Origin of the sequence: Citrobacter sp. FP75 (genome assembly GCF_018342065.1) — a bacterium.
Lineage (GTDB): Bacteria > Pseudomonadota > Gammaproteobacteria > Enterobacterales > Enterobacteriaceae > Citrobacter.
Genome location: NZ_JAFDOE010000005.1, coordinates 207,971 through 228,001, shown reverse-complemented (window position 1 = coordinate 228,001; position 20,031 = coordinate 207,971). Strand labels below are relative to the sequence as shown.

Here is a 20,031-nt window from a genome sequence, read left to right as displayed (position 1 = left end):
ATCGTTATTTGCTGATATCATCAACACGCATTGTGTGATCAGGCTGAATATTATTGACCTTCTTCATATAGTTAACAATCGCTGGTGCTGTTTGTATTCCGATATATTTGATATTTTTCCCTTTCGTGAAAGTAAATCCGCCACCGCCTTTACCGATGAATGAATCTAGCGCGACGGTATAGAGCTTATTGTCTTCTACCGATTTGCCTTTGATATCAAATTCGACAATACGCTGGCCTAGTGGTTTGGTGCTGTCATATTTAAACTGTACTGTTTTCGATACGTGCAGAGTGCCATTTTTCAGATCGGCTGCGTGTGACATAATGGATTTCAGATCTTTACCGCTGATTTCCATGCTCATTACATCATTGGTGAACGGATACATACTCAGCACATCGCCATAGGTGATGTTGCCTTTCGGCAGTTCGGTACGGATCCCACCAGCGTTATAGAAAGAGGCGTCGGCATAAGGAACAGTTGCCATCAACGCGTCGGTGATTAAATTGCCGGTTGGCGCGGATTCGCCGTAAGAACGGGTCAGTATTTCTGGAGAGTGAGCGACCACTTCATCGGTAATTTTCTTAACTTTTTGATTCCATTCGTCAATTTTAGCCTGCGTTTCAGGATCCGGCTTATAAGTGTCGGCATACATTGTGATTAGCTTGCCGTTATAGCTGTCCACTTTCTTAGTTTTCGGGTTCCAGTCAAGCACCAGCTTACCTAATTCAATAGTGTAAGCATCGGTGGAAACGACTAGGGTCTCGCCAACTTTAATCGGCTCTGGCGTACCTTTGTGCGCATGGCCGGTAATCAGAACGTTAAGGCCATAGCCTTCAAGTGATTTAGCCATCTCAACGTCAGTTTTCAGCGCACGGGCTACATCAGCCTCGCCCGCGCTGGACTGCATACCCGGCACGCCTTCGTGGGCAAGCAGAACGGTTAGGTCAACTTTACCTTTTAATTCTTCCAGCTGTTTTTTCACATAAGGAATAGGATCACGACAGTCAACGCCTTCACGTACACCAGCGGCAATAGCTTCATAGAATGCAGAAACGCCATGCATGCCGATGACGCCGATTTTTAACCCGTCTTTTTCTACAATGGTATACGGATCTTTAATTAACGGAGTATCCGTGCCGCTGTAAAAGACGTTATCCAATAGTACCGGGAATTTCATCTTGCTCAGTTGCTTTATCAGATTCTCATGTCCATGATCGAATTCATGGTTACCGACAGAAACGGCGTCATAAGGCATTGTGTTTAAAATATCAACAATGGCTTCGCCTTTAGTCAGCGTACTGATAAATGGTCCCGTGAAATAATCGCCCGCATCAAAGAAAAATACATCTTTTTCATTCGCTTTTGCATCTTTGACGATTTTTGAAATAGGTGCAAAACCGCCCACCGGACGTGTCTTAGATACATAAGGAATAATTTCCGGCGTTACATGGGCATGTAAGTCGTTAGTGTAATAAATAGTGATATCTCTGGCATTTGCTGATAAAGAGATTGCAGAAGACAGACCTATGCAGAGTGAAAGTAGAGATACCGAAAATTTCTGTTTCATATTACCCATCCATTTGCGCTACATTAAAGAATAACATCACAATACATCCATGCCATATTGGATGCACATCAGGAGAACACATGTAAGTGTTATATTTACTAGATTGATAAGAATTAAAACTCGAAACCAATCAGGTAATTCATACGGTCACCATAACCGTCGTATCCCAGCTTATTATTGAAATAGCGATAGGATACTGAGGCTGTCCATCTGGGCATAAATTTCCAGGTGAAGGTGAGTGCGCCGTTTAAACCAGTATCACCGCCTTGCTGCTCTGCATAGGCATCGTTACGATCGAACTCAATTTCATTCCAGTTAGAAATGGCAAAACGCTCATTAAAAAGTTCAAAATTATAGGCTGCTACCCAACCAGCAACATAGCCGTTAAAACCTGTTGCTTGTCCGTAGGTTTTGGAATTGTAGTCGTTAGATAAATTATGAATAGCTAGATACGGCTTGATAAACCAGGATTTTTCAACCAATCCTAAATAGCCAATGCCATACATCATATTCAGCTCATCGCCAAATTTGTTTTCCATCGACATATAGAGTTTCATCATTGCCGTAAAATCAGAACCCTCAATCGGACGATAATGACCTAAGAATTGCGTGACATGGTTACGTCCTTCTACTGGGTGGTTAAGCACATTCATCTCATAAAAAGATGCAAATTCGCCTCTGTCGAAAACGGCACCAAAATCGGCTACCGCTTTCCATACTTCGCCACGATCGACGTTTACAAAACCTTTATTCCAGTCACCATACCCGAGACTAATTTTTCCATATACGCGTTTTAGTTCGGCTGAATGACCATTAAAACAGGATAAGATAAGGCATGCACTAAGTAGGCTATTAATATATTTTTTGTTCATGCTCAGCTCCATGAGATAAAGACAATAACAAAGGGTAATGCTTTCGAAAAAATGGAAGTCTATTGGTTGATGTTTTGTTCGTGAGTGATAGATGTCGCAAAAATACCAGTGTTCGCATATTAATTCTGGAAAGTGTCGGGCGATGTTGTTTTTTTAATGCTAACTTTATGTTTTTTTTAATATAAGGCGTGTTACGGAAGTAACGTGAATATTTTTTTATCGATGTTCGCAATATTCTTTTTTGTATGATTTCTTCGCTATTAGTTACTTAGTGTCAGGAAAGCAACATATGCTGACATTAACGAGAGATAGAGAGGGTAGCGGAGGTATTTGAGATCTCCGTCACTTGTTGTTGTGCGGCTTTTTAATAGACTTTTCTGGTTGGTTTATATAAGTGAGAGTGACGTTTTCATTATTAATATAATATATATGAATATATATTCCTTTATTTTTACAATCGCTCTTTATTGCATGCTGATGTAATAGTGAGTGCCAGAAATCAACCGAAAATATTAAGCCTTTTGGCAAGTCTATTGCGTAATTGGTGATGTGATAATTCAAAGGAGTTGAAATGAAAAGAACTGTTGTTGCCAGTATGATCGGACTGGCCTTATGTGCCGGAAGCGTATCGTCTACCGCGCAGGCAGCTGCGGATAAACGTCCTAACTTAGTCATCATACTTGCAGACGATTTAGGCTATGGCGATCTGGCTGTTTATGGGCACCAAATAGTTAAAACGCCGAATATCGACAAACTGGCTCAGGAGGGGGTGAGATTTACGGATTATTACGCGCCCGCTCCGCTATGTTCCCCTTCTCGTGCCGGGCTGTTGACCGGACGAATGCCATTCCGTACAGGGATCCGTTCCTGGATCCCTGAAGGCAAAGATGTCGCGTTGGGACGAAATGAACTGACGATTGCCAACCTGTTAAAGCAACAGGGGTATGACACGGCGATGATGGGGAAATTGCACCTGAATGCCGGGGGCGATCGCACCGATCAACCGCAGGCGAAGGACATGGGGTTTGACTATGGTTTGGTGAATGCGGCTGGATTTGTTACCGACTCCACCTTGGATAATGCAAAAGAACGCCCACGCTATGGCATGGTGCACCCGACGGGATTTGTGCGTAATGGCAAACCCATTGGCAGAGCGGAAACGTTTAGCGGCGAGCTTGTCAGTTCTGAAGTCGTCAACTGGCTGGATAACAAGAAAGACGACAAACCGTTCTTCTTATATGTCGCGTTCACGGAAGTTCACAGCCCGCTGGCCTCGCCGAAAAAGTATCTCGACATGTATTCGCAATATATGAGCGCTTACCAGAAACAGCATCCGGATCTGTTTTATGGCGACTGGGCGGATAAGCCGTGGCGCGGAACGGGTGAATACTACGCGAACATCAGCTATATGGATGCTCAGGTCGGTAAAGTTATGGATAAGATCAAGGCAATGGGTGAAGAAGATAACACCATTGTCATTTTCACCAGTGATAACGGCCCAGTGACACGCGAGGCTCGTAAAGTATATGAACTGAACCTGGCGGGTGAAACGGATGGGCTTCGCGGTCGTAAAGACAACTTATGGGAAGGTGGTATTCGTGTTCCGGCAATCATCAAGTACGGTAAACATATTCCGCAGGGGATGGTAACGGATACGCCTGTTTATGGCCTTGATTGGATGCCGACGTTAGCAAACATGATGAATTTTAAACTGCCAACAGATCGTACTTACGATGGGCAGTCTCTGGTTCCATTACTGGAACAGAAAACGTTAGAGCGTCAGAAGCCACTTATTTTTGGCATTGATATGCCGTTCCAGGATGATCCTACTGACGAATGGGCGATCCGTGATGGCGACTGGAAGATGATTATCGATCGTGAAAATAAACCGAAATACCTCTACAACCTGAAAAAAGATCGCTTTGAAACTCTTAATCAGATTGGCAAACAACCTGAAGTCGAGAAACAACTGTATGGCAAGTTCCTGAAATACAAACAGGATATTGACAACGATTCGCTGATGAAAGCTCGCGGTGACAAGCCAACGCCAGTCACCTGGGGCTAATTGAATAATTATAAGAAACATTAGGTATGCCACTTAGGGCTATGCCCGCCTGGCTCAGTATTTTTATGCTGAGCCGGGTTCTTTTATTTATGGACTTCCGTGATGCAAAGGAAAAGTTGTCAGGTCATGATTAAACCGACAGGCTCGGTATGTAATCTGGACTGTAAATACTGTTTTTATCTGGAAAAAGAGATGCTTTATCCGGATAGAAAAGCGAATTACAGAATGTCAGATGACATGCTTGAATTATTCATCAAGCAACACATTGCCGCACAGGATGTGGATGACGTCATTTTTGCATGGCAAGGCGGAGAACCGACTCTGATGGGGCGCGGGTTTTACCTGCGGGCGATTGAACTTCAGCAGCGTTACGCTGAGGGGAGAACCATAGTAAATACCTTTCAGACTAATGGCATTTTGATCGACGATGAATGGGCTGAGTTTTTCAAGAAGAATGATTTCCTGGTGGGGATTTCTGTTGACGGTGATGCTGCGCTACATGATGAATGGCGAGTTACCCGTTCAGGCAAACCGACGCATAAGAAAGTGGAGCAGGCCATTAAATGCCTGGTACGTCACGGGGTTGAGTTTAATACGCTGACCGTGGTTAACCACACCAATATGTCTCATCCACTACAGGTTTACCAATATCTGAAAAGCATAGGTAGCCAGTATATGCAGTTTATTCCATTAGTGGAGAGGCGTAGTGACAACAGTGATTCTGAGTTGGCTGCACCCAGCGATAAACAAACGGAAATGATGCCGTGGTCCGTTGACTCACTTGAATTCGGCCATTTTCTCAATGCTATTTTTGATGTCTGGATCCGCAAAGATATAGGCAAAATTGGTATACAGATATTTGAACAAACGCTGGCGGCCTGGTGCGGATTACCACCGCAGGTGTGCGTATTTGCACCTACCTGTGGCAGCGCGTTTGCAATGGAGATGAATGGCGACGTGTATAATTGCGATCACTTTGTCTACCCGCAGTACAAACTGGGGAATATTCAGCATACAACGTTGCGTGCGATGAACAATAGTGAGCAAAATCAGCAATTCGGCAATGATAAAAGCCGTACCATGGCACAAGAATGTTACTCCTGCCAGTGGCAGTTTGCCTGCTATGGCGGTTGCCCAAAACATCGTTTTTTACCCTCAGTTTCGGATATGTCGAATCATAATTATTTATGTGCTGGTTATAAGGCCTTCTTCGCGCATACCGCTCCGACGATGGGCGCAATGAAAACGCTCTATGATAATAATATTTCACCAGCCGAGATAAGAACAATATTTGTGTGATAGTGATATTCGCAGGGAGTGAATATGTTTTCTAAAATTAATGTTGATGCCTGTAAAACGCCCGACTGTAAAAATATGGGCATCCTTAACAGCCCAGATTATTTATCTCAGGGAAAGGATATTTTATGCAGAGAATGTGGTTTTTTGTTTCCTGTCATTTCTGAACGGTCGCTTAATCTCTTCCGACAGTCGGTAAACCGGGCATGGCAAGGATTAATTAAGGCTTGCCCCGGCTGTGGTAGCTCATCATTGAAAAAATATGGTTTTTCCGCTCAGGGAGAGCCGCGAATGTACTGCCTCAAGTGCCATAAAACATTTATTTCGCCGGGCGAACATAAAGCTGATGCCCGTCAGGACAATCTTGTTCAACTCATCCAGGGCGGCTCTTCATTAGCAGATATCAGAGCGACGCTTTCTTTAGATAGCACGGGGTTGAATCGCGCCTTACAAAAATTGTCCCGCAAGGTTAATCAGGCTGAACGGGCGTTCATTTTTCCTGCATTCGACTTAGCCATGAGCACCCGTGCTTTTCGGGTTAATTATAACGGCAGTGATAACTGCCTGTATGTTCTGGTCACGGCAGAAGAGAGCAGTGGCAGGGTTATCGCTATTACAACCAATTATTCATCACAACCAGTCGAAAACGATTATCAATATATTTCTGACTATGAGGAGCGTCTGCCTCCAGGCACGTTAGCACATCTTGTCCAGCGCAAAGAACTCATGACGATGCGGCGAAATACCCTATTTGATGTCGACTATGGTCCCGCCACGTTGTACAAAAATGATCCAGGTATGTTGGTGAAACCTGTTCTGCCTGCATATCGCCATTTTGAGTTAGTCAAAGAACTTACGGATGAGCACTCTCTCAATGTTCAACACTACATCGATCATGAGTGTTTTATATTAGGAGGATGTATGATGGCTAATCTGCAATCTGTGCGGCAAGGTCGTTGTCATATTTCATTTGTAAGAGAAACAGGAGTTTTACCTCCGGATAAAGACTTTCCATATCGGGTGTTCCGTAGTGGCGGAATACGCAATAATGTCTGGCGAGCCTTCTCAACACGCGGTTACGCTAAAGGCGTGTGTAACCTCACAGGAAATAAAAAAACGAGTATGTTACGTCATGCTACCTTAACGGGTGGCACTAAATTTATTCAGTTTTTGCATACGCATCCGTTTTTCTTTCAGCTTAGTCGCCTGTCTCCTGCCAATGTTACGGTCGTACTGAATTATTTAAAATTTGAGTATAATAAAAATATAATGCGATAGCGGAATGTATTTTTTGATATCAATTGATGCTTTTTGATTGCCTGATTGATACATCCCCAGTGTATTTATTTTGCCGTTCCGCTGTGGAATGATGAAGTGAATACATTGGAAACGCATAATGAAAAATATTATTTCTACGGATATTAAGTTGCCGACACCTCGTCCGGCTGTTAATCAGGGGATTGACAGCAATAATGAGATGGTTCTCAGTCATACAGCTGTTTACCAAGATTGTCTGGCTCGGATCACTGATGAGAATACGCTGGAAAATGCGGTCATTGTTCTAAACCCTTATGGCACAGCACCTTTAAGTGCATATGCTGGTGTCTGGAGTGATGAGGAGCGCATTGTAACGCTGGAAATTCAGGATCTGACGCAAAGCGCGAGACAAATGGTGCAAGATTTTACGTTGGATGTTGGGGCAAATCTGCTGCCTGTACTTGGCCTCGTGGCTGATACCGATAATCAGCTGGTTATGTCAGTTGATAAAGTCGTTATCGCCACTTATACGATTGTAACCCAACCTTTACCTGCAACAGATTCTGCAGATGTGCAGCTAGGGTTTCCCGTTATTAATGTGACTCAACTGGCGACTGACGCCGACCTGATTGCGCCAGGCTGCTATTTCATTACGCATTTCGACCGCTATAACTACGCTCTGGATCAGGATGGCGTGGTGCGTTGGTACGTGACACAAGACTTCCCATCATTCAATTTGGTGCGCATTGAGAACGGTCATTTCCTGGCTACATCAGAAGCTAAAAACACCTATCTTGAGATGTATGACTTCGACATGATGGGACGGCTATATACTTTTTATATTTTGGATAACCAATTCCACCACTCAATTTGGCAATGGGACAGCAATACCATCGTCGCGCCTTCCGAATATACCTCGGGTAGGCCGGATTCACTGAAGACTAATGAAGATGGCGTCTCCGTTGTGGATTTATCTACTGGGCTGGAAATTGCCTATTACGATATGGCCGCTATTCTTGATACCTCCCGTACAGCACGACCAACGGGAACGGCACCCGGTGAAGACCCGACAGTTCATGACTGGCTGCATATCAACCAAAGCTATGTTAATGAAACGAATAGTTTGCTGATTGCTTCGGGGCGTCATCAGAGTGCGGTTTTTGGCATAGATCTGGAAAGCGAAGCACTACGGTTCATTATGTCCACACATGAAGATTGGGCGGATGAGTATCAGCCTTATCTTCTGACCCCCGTAGACAGTAATGGTGTTCCTCTTTATGACTTCAGCAAGCTGGAGGATGTGGATGCAGCGGACCGTGATTTTTGGTCATGGGGTCAGCACAACGTCGTTGAGGTAGCAAATGAAGCACAGGGAATAGTCGAATATATGGTGTTCGACAACGGTAATTTCCGCTCCCGTGATGACAGTAAAAGTCTCCTTCCTCCTGATAATTACAGCCGGGTTGTGCATTTCATCGTTAACCTGAATACGATGACCGTCATGCGTCCTTTTGAGTATGGAAAAGAGTTGGGCTCTCGCGGCTATAGTAGCTGTGTGAGCGCGAAAGAAGTGCAGCAAAACGGTAATATTGTGGTGCACTTCGGCGATTGTACATTTGATGAGAATGGTCTGGCTATCTCTTGCCAACCGGGGGATAGCGATATTGTTGACCCGCAAGAAGGCAATCAAGCGATGGGTAATTTGCTTCTGCAAGAGATTGAACCGGCAAGCAAAACTGTGCTTTTCGAGGCAACGATGACCTCTGGCTACTATAAAAACGAGGACGTTAATGGAGAAGGCTATCGTTATGACATCACCAGTTTCCGCGTTTACAAAATGAATCTCTATGCCTGAGTGACGCTTACGCATCAGTGATGCTTCTTTTCTCAGCCCAACGTTCTGTTGGGCTTTTCACCTCAGAAAAACCGATCTATTCATCATGAATAATCTAATTTTAACGAGCTTTTTGAGGGTGTAAGATAGTAATTACGAAGTATTCACCCAATAGAGAGAATAAAAGTGAAACATCTGCATCGTTTTTTTAGTAGCGACGCCTCGGGAGGCATCATTCTGATCATCGCTGCCGTAGTCGCTATGCTGATGGCAAATATCGGGGTTACCAGTGGATGGTACCACGCCTTTCTGGAAACACCTGTCCAACTGCGGGTTGGCGCGCTTGAGATCAACAAAAATATGCTGCTGTGGATCAACGACGCGCTGATGGCGGTGTTTTTCCTGTTGATTGGTCTGGAAGTGAAGCGTGAGTTAATGCAGGGTTCGCTTGCCAGCCTACGTCAGGCGGCGTTTCCGATCATTGCCGCTATCGGGGGCATGATTGTCCCGGCGTTGCTGTATCTGGCATTCAACTATGCCGACCCTGTCACTCGTGAAGGATGGGCAATTCCGGCAGCAACGGATATCGCTTTTGCGCTCGGTGTACTGGCACTGCTGGGTAGTCGCGTTCCGCTGGCACTGAAAATCTTCCTGATGGCGCTGGCGATTATCGACGATCTCGGCGCGATTGTGATCATCGCACTGTTCTATACCAGCGATCTTTCCTTGCTTTCATTGGGGGTTGCCGCGTTCGCAATTCTCATTCTGGCGGTGTTGAATCTGTGCGGTGTCAGACGTACCGGTATTTATATTCTGGTTGGCGTCGTGCTATGGACGGCAGTGCTGAAGTCCGGCGTACATGCCACTCTGGCGGGCGTGATCGTTGGTTTCTTCATCCCGCTGAAGGAAAAACATGGGCGTTCACCCGCGAAGCGACTGGAGCATGTTCTTCATCCGTGGGTGGCTTATCTGATCCTGCCGCTGTTTGCCTTCGCGAATGCGGGCGTTCCACTGCAGGGCGTGACGATGGACGGGCTGACCTCCATCCTGCCGTTGGGGATTATTGCCGGCCTGCTTATCGGTAAGCCGCTGGGGATCAGCCTGTTCTGTTGGCTGGCATTACGTCTCAAGGTGGCACAACTACCTGAAGGCACGAATTTCCAGCAAATCATGGCGGTGGGTATTCTGTGCGGCATTGGCTTTACGATGTCGATTTTCATCGCCAGCCTGGCGTTTGGTAATGTTGATCCGGAGCTGATTAACTGGGCAAAACTGGGGATCCTGATTGGTTCACTGTTGTCGGCAGTTATCGGTTATAGCTGGCTGCGTACCCGGTTGAATACGTCAGCTTGAGCAGATAACTCTTTGGTGACAATTTTCAGGGAGAGAGTATGTCTCATATAAATTACAACCACCTGTATTACTTCTGGCATGTGTATAAAGAAGGATCGGTGGTGGGTGCCGCAGAAGCGCTTTATCTGACACCGCAAACTATTACCGGGCAGATCAAAGCGCTTGAGGAACGCTTACAAGGGAAGTTGTTTAAGCGTAAGGGGCGAGGGCTGGAACCCAGCGAGTTAGGCGAATTAGTTTTTCGTTATGCGGATAAAATGTTCACCTTAAGCCAGGAAATGCTGGATATCGTGAACTATCGCAAAGAGTCGAATTTGCTGTTTGATGTCGGCGTGGCGGATGCATTATCGAAGCAACTGGTTAGCAGCGTGCTGGATGCTGCTGTGGTTGAGAACGAGCAAATCCATCTGCGTTGTTTTGAATCAACACACGAGATGCTGCTGGAGCAGCTCAGCCAGCATAAGCTGGATATGATTATCTCCGATTGCCCGATCGACTCAACGCAGCAGGAAGGGCTTTTCTCGGTGCGGATTGGCGAATGCAGCGTGAGCTTTTGGTGCACCAAGCCGCTGCCTGAGAAAGCGTTTCCAGCCTGTCTGGAAGAGCGTCGATTACTGATCCCAGGTCGTCGTTCGATGCTTGGACGTAAGCTGTTGAACTGGATTAACTCACAAGGACTGAACGTTGAAATCCTTGGCGAGTTTGATGACGCCGCGCTGATGAAAGCGTTTGGCGCAACGCATAACGCTATATTCGTTGCCCCTACGCTGTATTCACACAATTTCTATACTGATGATTCTATTGTTGAAATTGGACGCGTTGAGAATGTGATGGAGGAGTATCACGCCATATTCGCGGAGAGGATGATCCAGCATCCGGCGGTGCAGCGTATTTGCAATGCCAACTACTCAGCACTGTTCAAGTCGCCACAGGTCTAAACGCCTTCATGTTGCCGGCTGCGGTGTATGTACTAACCGCAGCCGGACTATGACTACAGTTTCAACATATTACGATACTGCCCGCCTTCGCGGATAAATACCGGAATTTTGTTCAGGGGGGCGTCATAGCGTAGCGTTTGCCCTCCCTGATAGCTCTCGCCGGTCGCAAGATCCGTCCATGTTTCCCCTTCTGGCAACCAAACGTCGCGTTCGCGCATACCTTCATGCATAACGGGCGCAACCAGCAGATCGGGGCCGAAACAGTACTGGTCGGTGATTTCCCAGCTTTTTAGCTGATCGGGGAACTCAAAAAACAGGGTACGCATTACCGGTGTATTGTGTTTATGCGTTTCTGTCATTAACGCTTTGATGTAGGGCTTGAGCTTCTCACGCAGGGTCAGGCAACCCGTCAACACGTCACACACATTATCACCGTAGCTCCAGATCTCGTTGGGCGCGCCGGTAGGACACTGGGCAATCCCGTCCCGATACGGCTGCTCCGGTAAAATTTGTGGATCGCGGTTACCGTGCAGGCGCATCACCGGGCTAAACACACCCCACTGGAACCAGCGAATCAGCAACTCATGAAAGCGTGGGTCGTGGATGTTACCGCCGTGAAAACCACCGATATCTGTCGTCCACCACGGGATACCTGCAATCCCCATATTCAGCCCAGCGGCAAACTGATTGCGCAGAGAACGAAACGATGAGTGGATATCACCTGACCACACCAGTGCGCCGTAGCGTTGGCTGCCCGCCCACGCGCAGCGTAGCAGGTTGATCACCTGATCCTCACCATCGGCTTTCATGCCGTCAAAGAAGGTTTTCGCATACATGCGCGGGTAGATATTGCCCACTTCCAGCACCGGTCCGGCGTGGTAGCGATAGTTATCGTAGTCGTAAACGCTGAACTCCGGCTCGGCTTCGTCTAGCCAGAAGAGCTTCACGCCCTTATCGTAATAGTTGCGTTTTGCTTTACCCCAGACGTAGTCGCGGGCACCCGGATGGGTGGCATCAAAGAAAGTAGTATTGCCGAGGAAATCCATATTAATTGGCAATCCGCGCTCCGTTTGTACCAGCCAGCCGTTTTCGCGCATCTCCCGATAGCTCTCGGTTCGGCTATCCACGGTTGGCCAGACTGACACCATTAGTTCGATACCCAGCGACTTCAGTTCGGCAATCATCGCGTCAGGATCGGGCCAGTCGCGTGAGTCGAACATCCAGTCGCCTTGATTCGGCCAGTGGAAGAAATCGATAACGATCACCGAGAGGGGTAAATTGCGCTGTTTATACTCGCGGGCGACCGCGAGCAGTTCGTCCTGAGTGCGATAGCGTAACTTGCACTGCCAGAAGCCCATGGCGTAATCCGGCATCATCGGCGGCGTGCCGGTGGCAAGTGCATACGCCTGGCTGATTTCTGCCGGGGTATCCCCGGCGGTGATCCAGTAGTCCAGCTGCTCGCTGACCTGGGCTTCCCACTCGGTCACGTTGTGGGCGAACGTCACGCGGCCGACCGCAGGGTTATTCCATAAAAATCCGTAGCCCAGGCTGGAGAGCATAAAGGGAACCGAGGCCTGAGAGTTACGCTGGGCCAGTTCGAGCACGCATCCTTTGAGATCCAGATTGGCCTGCTGATATTGTCCCATGCCGTAAATTTTTTCCCCTTCGGCGGCTTCGAAACGGGCTTTGACTGCGTACTTTCCTCCTGGAATTGGGCGAAACTCACGCCCCTCAAGGTTAAGTGCGCTGACGTACTGACCGTGAGAAGATTCATCTTCGCCAATTTCTCCGCGCTGACGCCAGAACTCCTGCAACAGGCACTTATGCGGATGGCGATAAAAAGCGATTTGTCCTTTTTGATTGACGATTGCGCTAATTTTTCCGTTGGTCAGCGTCGCCTGCTTGTGATCATAAACGATGTGGCAGGCGCTTTCTGCGACCGGTTCCGTCAGCGCCCAGTCCTCATTTCGCATAACCGGCAGATGACGGCCACTGCGCACGCGCAGGCTATTCTCGCCCCAGGGTTCAATCCAGAGATAGCGATCGTTTTGCTGCCAGACCAGGCGGCGTGGGTCTTGTTGCAAAAATGGCATAATGGTTACTCCCGTAGACAGGTAATGAAGGTAAAGAGTGTTAGGGGTTTGCGGTTTCCAGATCGTGGCGGACTCTGTCTTCCATTGCTTCGTACTTACGGAAGAAAAGCAGCGGGATTGCTGCGAGAGCGAAGAGCAGGGCGGGCGCCCAGATAAAGGCCCAGGTTATCCCTTCCAGTCCGGCGGCACTCTGGGCATGGTTGGGAACGTAGCCGAAGCTGTTCATGATCCAGGCGGCGAAAGCTGTGCCAAGGCCGCTGCCCATCTTGATACAGAAAGTACTGCCAAAGGCGATAAGGATGCCGGTTGCCTTGATACCCGTCTTCCATGCGCCAAAGTCGACGGCAAAGCCCAGCATGGCAAAGGGCATTGAACAGGCGATGCCGCTGCCGATATTGCCGAGCACCCAGGCGGCGATCAGCAATGGGATGCTATCCGCAGCCAGCCACATCAGAACGCCGCCCAGCGTAGCGACCAGCAGGCCGCTAATCCAAATCCAGGTTTTAGAGAGATATTTGCTAAAGACCGGAATGGCAATAATGAACAAGATCTGAATGGTGGCCAGGCTGTTGATCAGCGGGACCAGATCTTTGCGGTCAAGGTTATAGGTCAGATAGTAAACAATGGTTGTCGAACGCTGTTGCAGAGCTATCCAGAAAATCAGATTTGCCAGTACCATCAGGATCCACGGCCAGTTACCTTTCATCGCCGCAAAGCTCTTTTTCAGCGGCAATTTTGGCTCTTGCTGTATTTTATCCGTATTCATTTCGCGAATGTTTTTAAAGGCAAAGAGCGTCAATGAGCAGGATATAACGGCAAACAGTACTGCCGTATAAATAAATCCTGCATGGTCATTACCATTACCTAAAAATGCGACTAACGGTAGCGCGGTCGCATTCATTAATAAGACACCAATTTGCCCACCGGTCATTCTCCAGGAATTGAGCACCAGTCTCTCTTTTGGTGATAACGTCATTAAGGGTAATATTGCGCTGAGCGGAGTATTCAATCCAGTAAATAGAATGCTGGCAATCATGTAAGATATTGCTGCATATATGGCTTTTCCCGTCATGCTGATATCAGGGGACCAAAATGACAGCGCGCTGAATACGCCAAAAGGTAACGGTAACCATAAGAACCAGGGACGACATTTCCCGTAACGTGAACGCGTCTTATCGATAATAATTCCCCAGATGGGCGCATCGATGCCGTCTACAATGCGTGCCAGCAGCAGGATGACCCCGGCGACGGCGAGACTGATCCCCGCAACGTCAGTGTAGAAATATAATATGTAGGTTGAACCGAAGCAGTACAACAGATTGCCAGCCACGTCTAAAGAACCATAGCTAATACGCTGCAGTAAAGGTAATGATATTGACCCGGAAGATTGGGTATCCTCAATAACAGAACTCATAATGATAACTCCTGTATTGGTGCGATACGCCCAGAAAAACAGCTTTTACTTTCTAAGCAGTAGGGGGTTGTTATTTTTTTTGTCTGAAAGTTTGAACCTTTTGAGAAAAATAGTAGTTAATTGGTTTGGTGAAAAATAGTTAACCCGGGCATTGTGATCAATTATCAAATCTTACATCAGGATTGCGTTTATTCGTTTTTGGGTGAGCAATGATGTCATTTGCAATGACGGTCACAATTTGATTAGCAATGAAATTAAAAAAATTAAACAGTGAAAGAAAATAACTTTCATTTACCCGGTGAGGCGGCTGGCTGAAAAGAGAAGCGGTTTAGAGGAGCACGAACAGGGTCAGTGGACGGTGGTTGCCTTCGAAGCTGGTTGCACAAACGACAGGCATAAAAAAACCCGCTTTACGCGGGTTTTTTCACAAAGCTGATAACAAGCAGGCGATTAAGCCAGTTTGTTGATCTGTGCAGTCAGGTTTGCTTTATGACGTGCAGCTTTGTTTTTGTGGATCAGACCTTTAGCAGCCTGACGGTCCACGATTGGTTGCATTTCGTTAAATGCTTTCAGTGCAGTAGCTTTGTCGCCAGCTTCAATAGCTGCGTATACTTTCTTGATGAAAGTACGCATCATAGAGCGACGGCTAGCGTTGTGTTTGCGAGCCTTTTCAGACTGAACGGCGCGCTTCTTAGCTGATTTGATATTAGCCAAGGCCAACTCCCAAATGTGTTCTATATGGACAATTCAAAGGCCGAGGAATATGCCCGTTTAGCCTTCTTTTGTCAATGGATTTGTGCAAATAAGCGCCGTTAAAATTGCAGCACTCTTTGCGTAGTGATGGCGCAGGATTCTACCAGCTTGCGTGGCGTGAATACAGCTTTTCCACGAGAAAAATTGCATTGGCGTGCCCGTGAAGGGCGTCAATTTGTTTCATAGCAATGAAAACAATCTTCTTTCTGTTTCGCAGGACCAATCGCCGGTTAACGTTGACCGCGGTACAGGGTATACTTTCACGATTTTCACTGTTTTGAGCCAGACATGAAGCTGATACGAGGCATACATAATCTCAGCCAGGCCCCGCATGGGTGTGTGCTGACTATTGGTAATTTCGACGGCGTGCACCGTGGTCATCGTGCGTTGCTGCAGGGCTTACAGGAAGAAGGGCGCAAACGAAATTTACCGGTAGTGGTGATGATTTTCGAGCCGCAGCCGCTGGAACTATTTGCGACCGACAAGTCCCCGGCGCGACTAACTCGCTTACGGGAAAAGCTGCGTTATCTGGCGGAGTGCGGCGTTGATTACGTACTGTGCGTGCGCTTTGACAGGCGTTTTGCGGCATTAACGGCGCAGACCTTTATCAGCGACCTGCTGGTTAAGCGCCTTGGTGTACAATTTCTTGCCGTTGGCGATGATTTCCGCTTTGGCGCTAGCCGTGCGGGCGATTTCTTGTTATTACAGGAAGCGGGCGCTGAGTATGGTTTTGATGTCACCAGCACCCAAACCTTCTGTGAGGGCGGTGTGCGCATCAGCAGCACAGCGGTACGTCAGGCGCTGGCAGAAGATAACCTGCAACTGGCCGAAAGCCTGCTTGGGCACCCTTTTACTATCTCAGGACGCGTAGTTCACGGTGACGAGTTAGGGCGTACCATCGGTTTTCCGACGGCAAATGTCCCCCTTCGTCGCCAGGTTTCTCCGGTGAAAGGGGTTTATGCGGTTGAAGTGATGGGGCTGGGTGATAAACCTTTACCTGGGGTCGCGAATATCGGTACCCGCCCAACGGTGGCAGGCGTACGCCAGCAGCTAGAGGTGCATCTCCTGGATGTTGTAATGGACCTCTACGGTCGCCATATAGATGTAGTGCTGCGTAAAAAAATACGCAGCGAACAGCGATTTGCCTCGCTGGATGAACTAAAAGCGCAGATTGCGCGTGATGAGTTAACTGCCCGCGAATTTTTTGGGCTATCAAAACCGGCTTAATGCCTATACGAGTTTTAAATACGGAACCGAGAATCTGATGAGTGACTATAAATCAACCCTGAATTTGCCGGAAACAGGGTTCCCGATGCGCGGCGATCTCGCCAAGCGTGAACCGGGAATGCTGGCGCGCTGGACCGATGATGACCTGTACGGCATCATTCGTGCGGCTAAAAAAGGCAAAAAAACCTTTATTCTGCATGATGGCCCTCCTTATGCGAATGGCAGCATTCATATTGGTCACTCGGTTAACAAGATTCTGAAAGATATTATCGTGAAGTCCAAAGGACTCACGGGCTATGACTCGCCTTACGTTCCGGGCTGGGACTGCCACGGTCTGCCTATCGAACTGAAAGTAGAGCAGGAGTTCGGTAAGCCGGGCGAGAAGTTCACTGCCGCTGAGTTCCGCGCCAAGTGCCGAGAATACGCCGCAACGCAGGTTGACGGTCAGCGTAAAGACTTTATCCGTCTGGGCGTGCTGGGCGACTGGCAGAAGCCGTACCTGACGATGGACTTCAAAACCGAAGCCAACATCATCCGCGCGCTGGGTAAAATCATCGGCAACGGTCACCTGCATAAAGGCGCGAAGCCGGTGCACTGGTGCGTAGACTGCCGTTCCGCGCTGGCGGAAGCGGAAGTTGAGTATTACGACAAAACCTCCCCGTCCATCGACGTTGCGTTCCACGCCGCCGATCAGGATGCAGTGAAAGCGAAATTTGGCGTCTCTGACGTCAACGGCCCGATCTCGCTGGTTATCTGGACCACCACCCCGTGGACCCTGCCTGCTAACCGCGCGATCTCTCTGGCCCCTGATTTTGATTATGCGCTGGTACAGATTGACGGCCAGGCCGTGATTCTGGCGAAAGACCTGGTTGAAAGCGTCATGCAGCGTATTGGCGCGGCGGAGTACACCATCCTCGGCACGGTAAAAGGTGCGGAGCTGGAGCTGTTGCGCTTTACCCATCCGTTTATGGGCTTCGACGTTCCGGCTATCCTCGGCGACCACGTGACGCTGGATGCGGGTACCGGCGCGGTACACACAGCACCAGGCCACGGTCCGGATGACTTTGTGATTGGTCAGAAATACGGTCTGGAAGTCGCTAACCCGGTAGGACCGGACGGCGCATATCTGCCGGGTACCTATCCGACGCTCGACGGTGTGAACGTCTTTAAGGCGAATGACATTGTTGTTGCATTGCTGACGGAAAAGGGCGCACTGCTGCACGTTGAGAAGATGCAGCACAGTTATCCGTGCTGCTGGCGTCACAAGTCGCCGATCATCTTCCGTGCGACCCCGCAGTGGTTCGTCAGCATGGATCAGAAAGGCCTGCGCGCGCAGTCGCTGAAAGAGATCAAAGGCGTGCAGTGGATCCCGGACTGGGGCCAGGCGCGTATTGAATCGATGGTTGCCAACCGTCCTGACTGGTGTATCTCCCGTCAGCGTACGTGGGGCGTGCCGATGTCTCTGTTTGTCCACAAAGACACCGAAGAGCTGCATCCGCGCGCCATCGAACTGATGGAAGAAGTGGCGAAACGCGTCGAAGTTGACGGTATCCAGGCGTGGTGGGATCTCGATCCGAAAGATATCCTTGGCGACGAAGCCGACCAGTACGTCAAAGTACCGGACACCCTGGACGTGTGGTTCGACTCAGGTTCAACCCACTCATCCGTCGTGGACGTGCGTCCTGAGTTTTCGGGCCATGCGGCAGATATGTATCTGGAAGGTTCTGACCAGCACCGTGGTTGGTTCATGTCATCTCTGATGATCTCCACCGCGATGAAAGGCAAAGCGCCATACCGTCAGGTACTGACCCACGGTTTTACCGTTGATGGTCAGGGTCGCAAAATGTCCAAGTCTATCGGTAACACCGTAAGTCCGCAGGATGTGATGAACAAACTGGGCGCGGATATTCTGCGTCTGTGGGTCGCTTCTACTGACTACACCGGTGAAATGGCGGTTTCTGACGAAATCCTGAAACGTGCTGCCGACAGCTATCGTCGTATCCGTAACACCGCGCGCTTCCTGCTGGCGAACCTGAACGGGTTCGATCCGGTAAAAGACATGGTGAAACCGGAAGAGATGGTGATTCTGGATCGCTGGGCCGTTGGCTGTGCGCAAGCGGCTCAGGAAGAGATCCTCAAAGCCTATGAAGCCTATGACTTCCACGAAGTAGTACAGCGCCTGATGCGTTTCTGCTCCGTCGAAATGGGTTCGTTCTATCTCGACATCATCAAAGATCGTCAGTACACCGCGAAAGCGGATAGCGTGGCGCGTCGTAGCTGCCAGACTGCGCTGTTCCATATCGCCGAAGCACTGGTGCGCTGGATGGCGCCGATCATGTCCTTCACTGCAGATGAAATCTGGGGTTACCTGCCGGGCGATCGCGAGAAGTATGTCTTCACCGGTGAGTGGTACCAGGGCCTGTTTGGTCTGGCCGATACCGAAGCGATGAATGACGCCTACTGGGACGAACTGCTGAAAGTGCGCGGCGAAGTGAACAAGGTTATTGAGCAGGCGCGTGCGGATAAAAAAGTGGGCGGTTCTCTGGAAGCGGCAGTGACCCTGTACGCTGAACCTGAACTGGCTGCCAAACTGACCGCGCTGGGCGAAGAGTTGCGTTTTGTTCTGTTGACCTCTGGCGCAGCGGTTGCGGATTATGCCGCGGCTCCTGCTGATGCTCAGCAGAGCGAACTGCTCAAAGGGCTGAAAATCGTCCTCGGCAAAGCCGAAGGCGAGAAATGCCCGCGCTGCTGGCATTACACGACCGACGTCGGTCAGGTGGCGGAACACGCAGAAATCTGCGGACGCTGTGTCAGCAACATCGCCGGTGATGGCGAACAACGTAAGTTTGCCTGATGAGTAAGCCTCTCTGTTCAACAGGACTACGCTGGCTGTGGCTGGTAGTAGTCGTGCTGATTATTGATTTGGGCAGCAAATACCTGATCCTCCAGAATTTTGCTCTGGGGGATACGGTGTCGCTGTTCCCGTCGCTTAATCTGCACTATGCGCGTAACTATGGCGCGGCGTTTAGCTTCTTAGCCGACAGCGGTGGCTGGCAACGTTGGTTCTTTGCCGGTATCGCGATCGGTATTTGTGTCATCCTGATGGTGATGATGTATCGCTCGAAGGCGACGCAGAAGCTGAACAACATTGCGTATGCGTTAATCATTGGCGGTGCGCTGGGCAATCTGTTTGATCGCCTGTGGCACGGCTTCGTGGTTGATATGATTGACTTTTACGTTGGTGACTGGCATTTCGCGACATTCAACCTTGCCGATACGGCGATTTGTATCGGTGCGGCGTTGATTGTGCTGGAAGGCTTCTTACCGTCGAAAGAGCAAAAAGCCGCATAAAAAAAGGCCGG

At 48.8% G+C, this 20,031-nt stretch carries 14 protein-coding genes and 1 pseudogene; 10 read left to right on the top strand and 5 right to left on the bottom strand.

What is annotated here, in order from left to right; all coding sequences use genetic code 11:
• Nucleotides 1-4 precede the first annotated feature (4 nt).
• A complete protein-coding gene (locus JQ822_RS17855; RefSeq protein ID WP_213134584.1) occupies nt 5-1,576 on the bottom strand; it encodes a bifunctional metallophosphatase/5'-nucleotidase in 1,572 nt (523 codons plus the stop codon).
• Nucleotides 1,577-1,680: 104 nt separating this feature from the next.
• Entirely contained in the window at nt 1,681-2,439 is a 759-nt protein-coding gene (locus JQ822_RS17850) for an outer membrane protein OmpK (RefSeq protein WP_213134583.1), read from the bottom strand.
• Between the two features lie 571 nt (nt 2,440-3,010).
• Here JQ822_RS17850 and JQ822_RS17845 point away from each other — a divergent pair.
• The 6 genes from JQ822_RS17845 (at nt 3,011) to nhaR (ending at nt 11,182) form a co-directional block, all read left to right on the top strand.
• The gene (locus tag JQ822_RS17845; protein WP_213134582.1) at nt 3,011-4,504 is read left to right on the top strand and encodes a sulfatase family protein; all 1,494 of its coding nucleotides are present in this window, start codon (nt 3,011-3,013) and stop codon (nt 4,502-4,504) included.
• A gap of 99 nt (nt 4,505-4,603) precedes the next feature.
• Nucleotides 4,604-5,803 (top strand): anaerobic sulfatase maturase, encoded by a 1,200-nt coding sequence (locus JQ822_RS17840; RefSeq protein ID WP_213134581.1) that lies wholly within the window; start codon nt 4,604-4,606, stop codon nt 5,801-5,803.
• A 24-nt stretch (nt 5,804-5,827) separates the two neighbouring features.
• The gene (locus tag JQ822_RS17835; RefSeq protein WP_213134580.1) at nt 5,828-7,078 is read left to right on the top strand and encodes an IS1 family transposase; all 1,251 of its coding nucleotides are present in this window, start codon (nt 5,828-5,830) and stop codon (nt 7,076-7,078) included.
• Nucleotides 7,079-7,196: 118 nt separating this feature from the next.
• Nucleotides 7,197-8,912 (top strand): aryl-sulfate sulfotransferase, encoded by a 1,716-nt coding sequence (locus JQ822_RS17830; RefSeq protein ID WP_213134579.1) that lies wholly within the window; start codon nt 7,197-7,199, stop codon nt 8,910-8,912.
• 165 nt (nt 8,913-9,077) lie between these two features.
• The gene (nhaA, locus tag JQ822_RS17825) at nt 9,078-10,244 is read left to right on the top strand and encodes a Na+/H+ antiporter NhaA (protein ID WP_213134578.1); all 1,167 of its coding nucleotides are present in this window, start codon (nt 9,078-9,080) and stop codon (nt 10,242-10,244) included.
• A gap of 38 nt (nt 10,245-10,282) precedes the next feature.
• Complete coding sequence (gene nhaR, locus JQ822_RS17820; RefSeq protein WP_213134577.1) at nt 10,283-11,182, top strand: transcriptional activator NhaR; 900 nt, start codon at nt 10,283-10,285, stop codon at nt 11,180-11,182.
• A 53-nt stretch (nt 11,183-11,235) separates the two neighbouring features.
• Here the strand turns inward: nhaR and JQ822_RS17815 are convergent, their stop codons facing one another.
• The 3 genes from JQ822_RS17815 to rpsT all read right to left on the bottom strand — a co-directional run bounded on the left by JQ822_RS17815 (nt 11,236) and on the right by rpsT (nt 15,403).
• Entirely contained in the window at nt 11,236-13,275 is a 2,040-nt protein-coding gene (locus JQ822_RS17815) for a glycoside hydrolase family 31 protein (RefSeq protein ID WP_213134576.1), read from the bottom strand.
• 40 nt (nt 13,276-13,315) lie between these two features.
• Entirely contained in the window at nt 13,316-14,689 is a 1,374-nt protein-coding gene (locus JQ822_RS17810; protein ID WP_213134575.1) for an MFS transporter, read from the bottom strand.
• A gap of 450 nt (nt 14,690-15,139) precedes the next feature.
• The gene (rpsT, locus tag JQ822_RS17805) at nt 15,140-15,403 is read right to left on the bottom strand and encodes a 30S ribosomal protein S20 (RefSeq protein ID WP_003018940.1); all 264 of its coding nucleotides are present in this window, start codon (nt 15,401-15,403) and stop codon (nt 15,140-15,142) included.
• Nucleotides 15,404-15,507: 104 nt separating this feature from the next.
• On the opposite strand from rpsT, the pseudogene JQ822_RS24425 reads away from it, so the two are divergent.
• From JQ822_RS24425 to lspA, 4 genes and pseudogenes are all read left to right on the top strand, one after another.
• Nucleotides 15,508-15,723: pseudogene (locus JQ822_RS24425) on the top strand (DUF2575 domain-containing protein).
• A 7-nt stretch (nt 15,724-15,730) separates the two neighbouring features.
• Nucleotides 15,731-16,669, top strand: a complete 939-nt coding sequence (gene ribF, locus JQ822_RS17800; protein WP_213134574.1) for a bifunctional riboflavin kinase/FAD synthetase — start codon at nt 15,731-15,733, stop codon at nt 16,667-16,669.
• 37 nt (nt 16,670-16,706) lie between these two features.
• Complete coding sequence (ileS, locus tag JQ822_RS17795) at nt 16,707-19,523, top strand: isoleucine--tRNA ligase (protein ID WP_213134573.1); 2,817 nt, start codon at nt 16,707-16,709, stop codon at nt 19,521-19,523.
• The gene (lspA, locus tag JQ822_RS17790; protein ID WP_213134572.1) at nt 19,523-20,020 is read left to right on the top strand and encodes a signal peptidase II; all 498 of its coding nucleotides are present in this window, start codon (nt 19,523-19,525) and stop codon (nt 20,018-20,020) included. The genes ileS and lspA overlap by 1 nt, the downstream gene beginning before the upstream one ends.
• Nucleotides 20,021-20,031 lie beyond the last annotated feature (11 nt).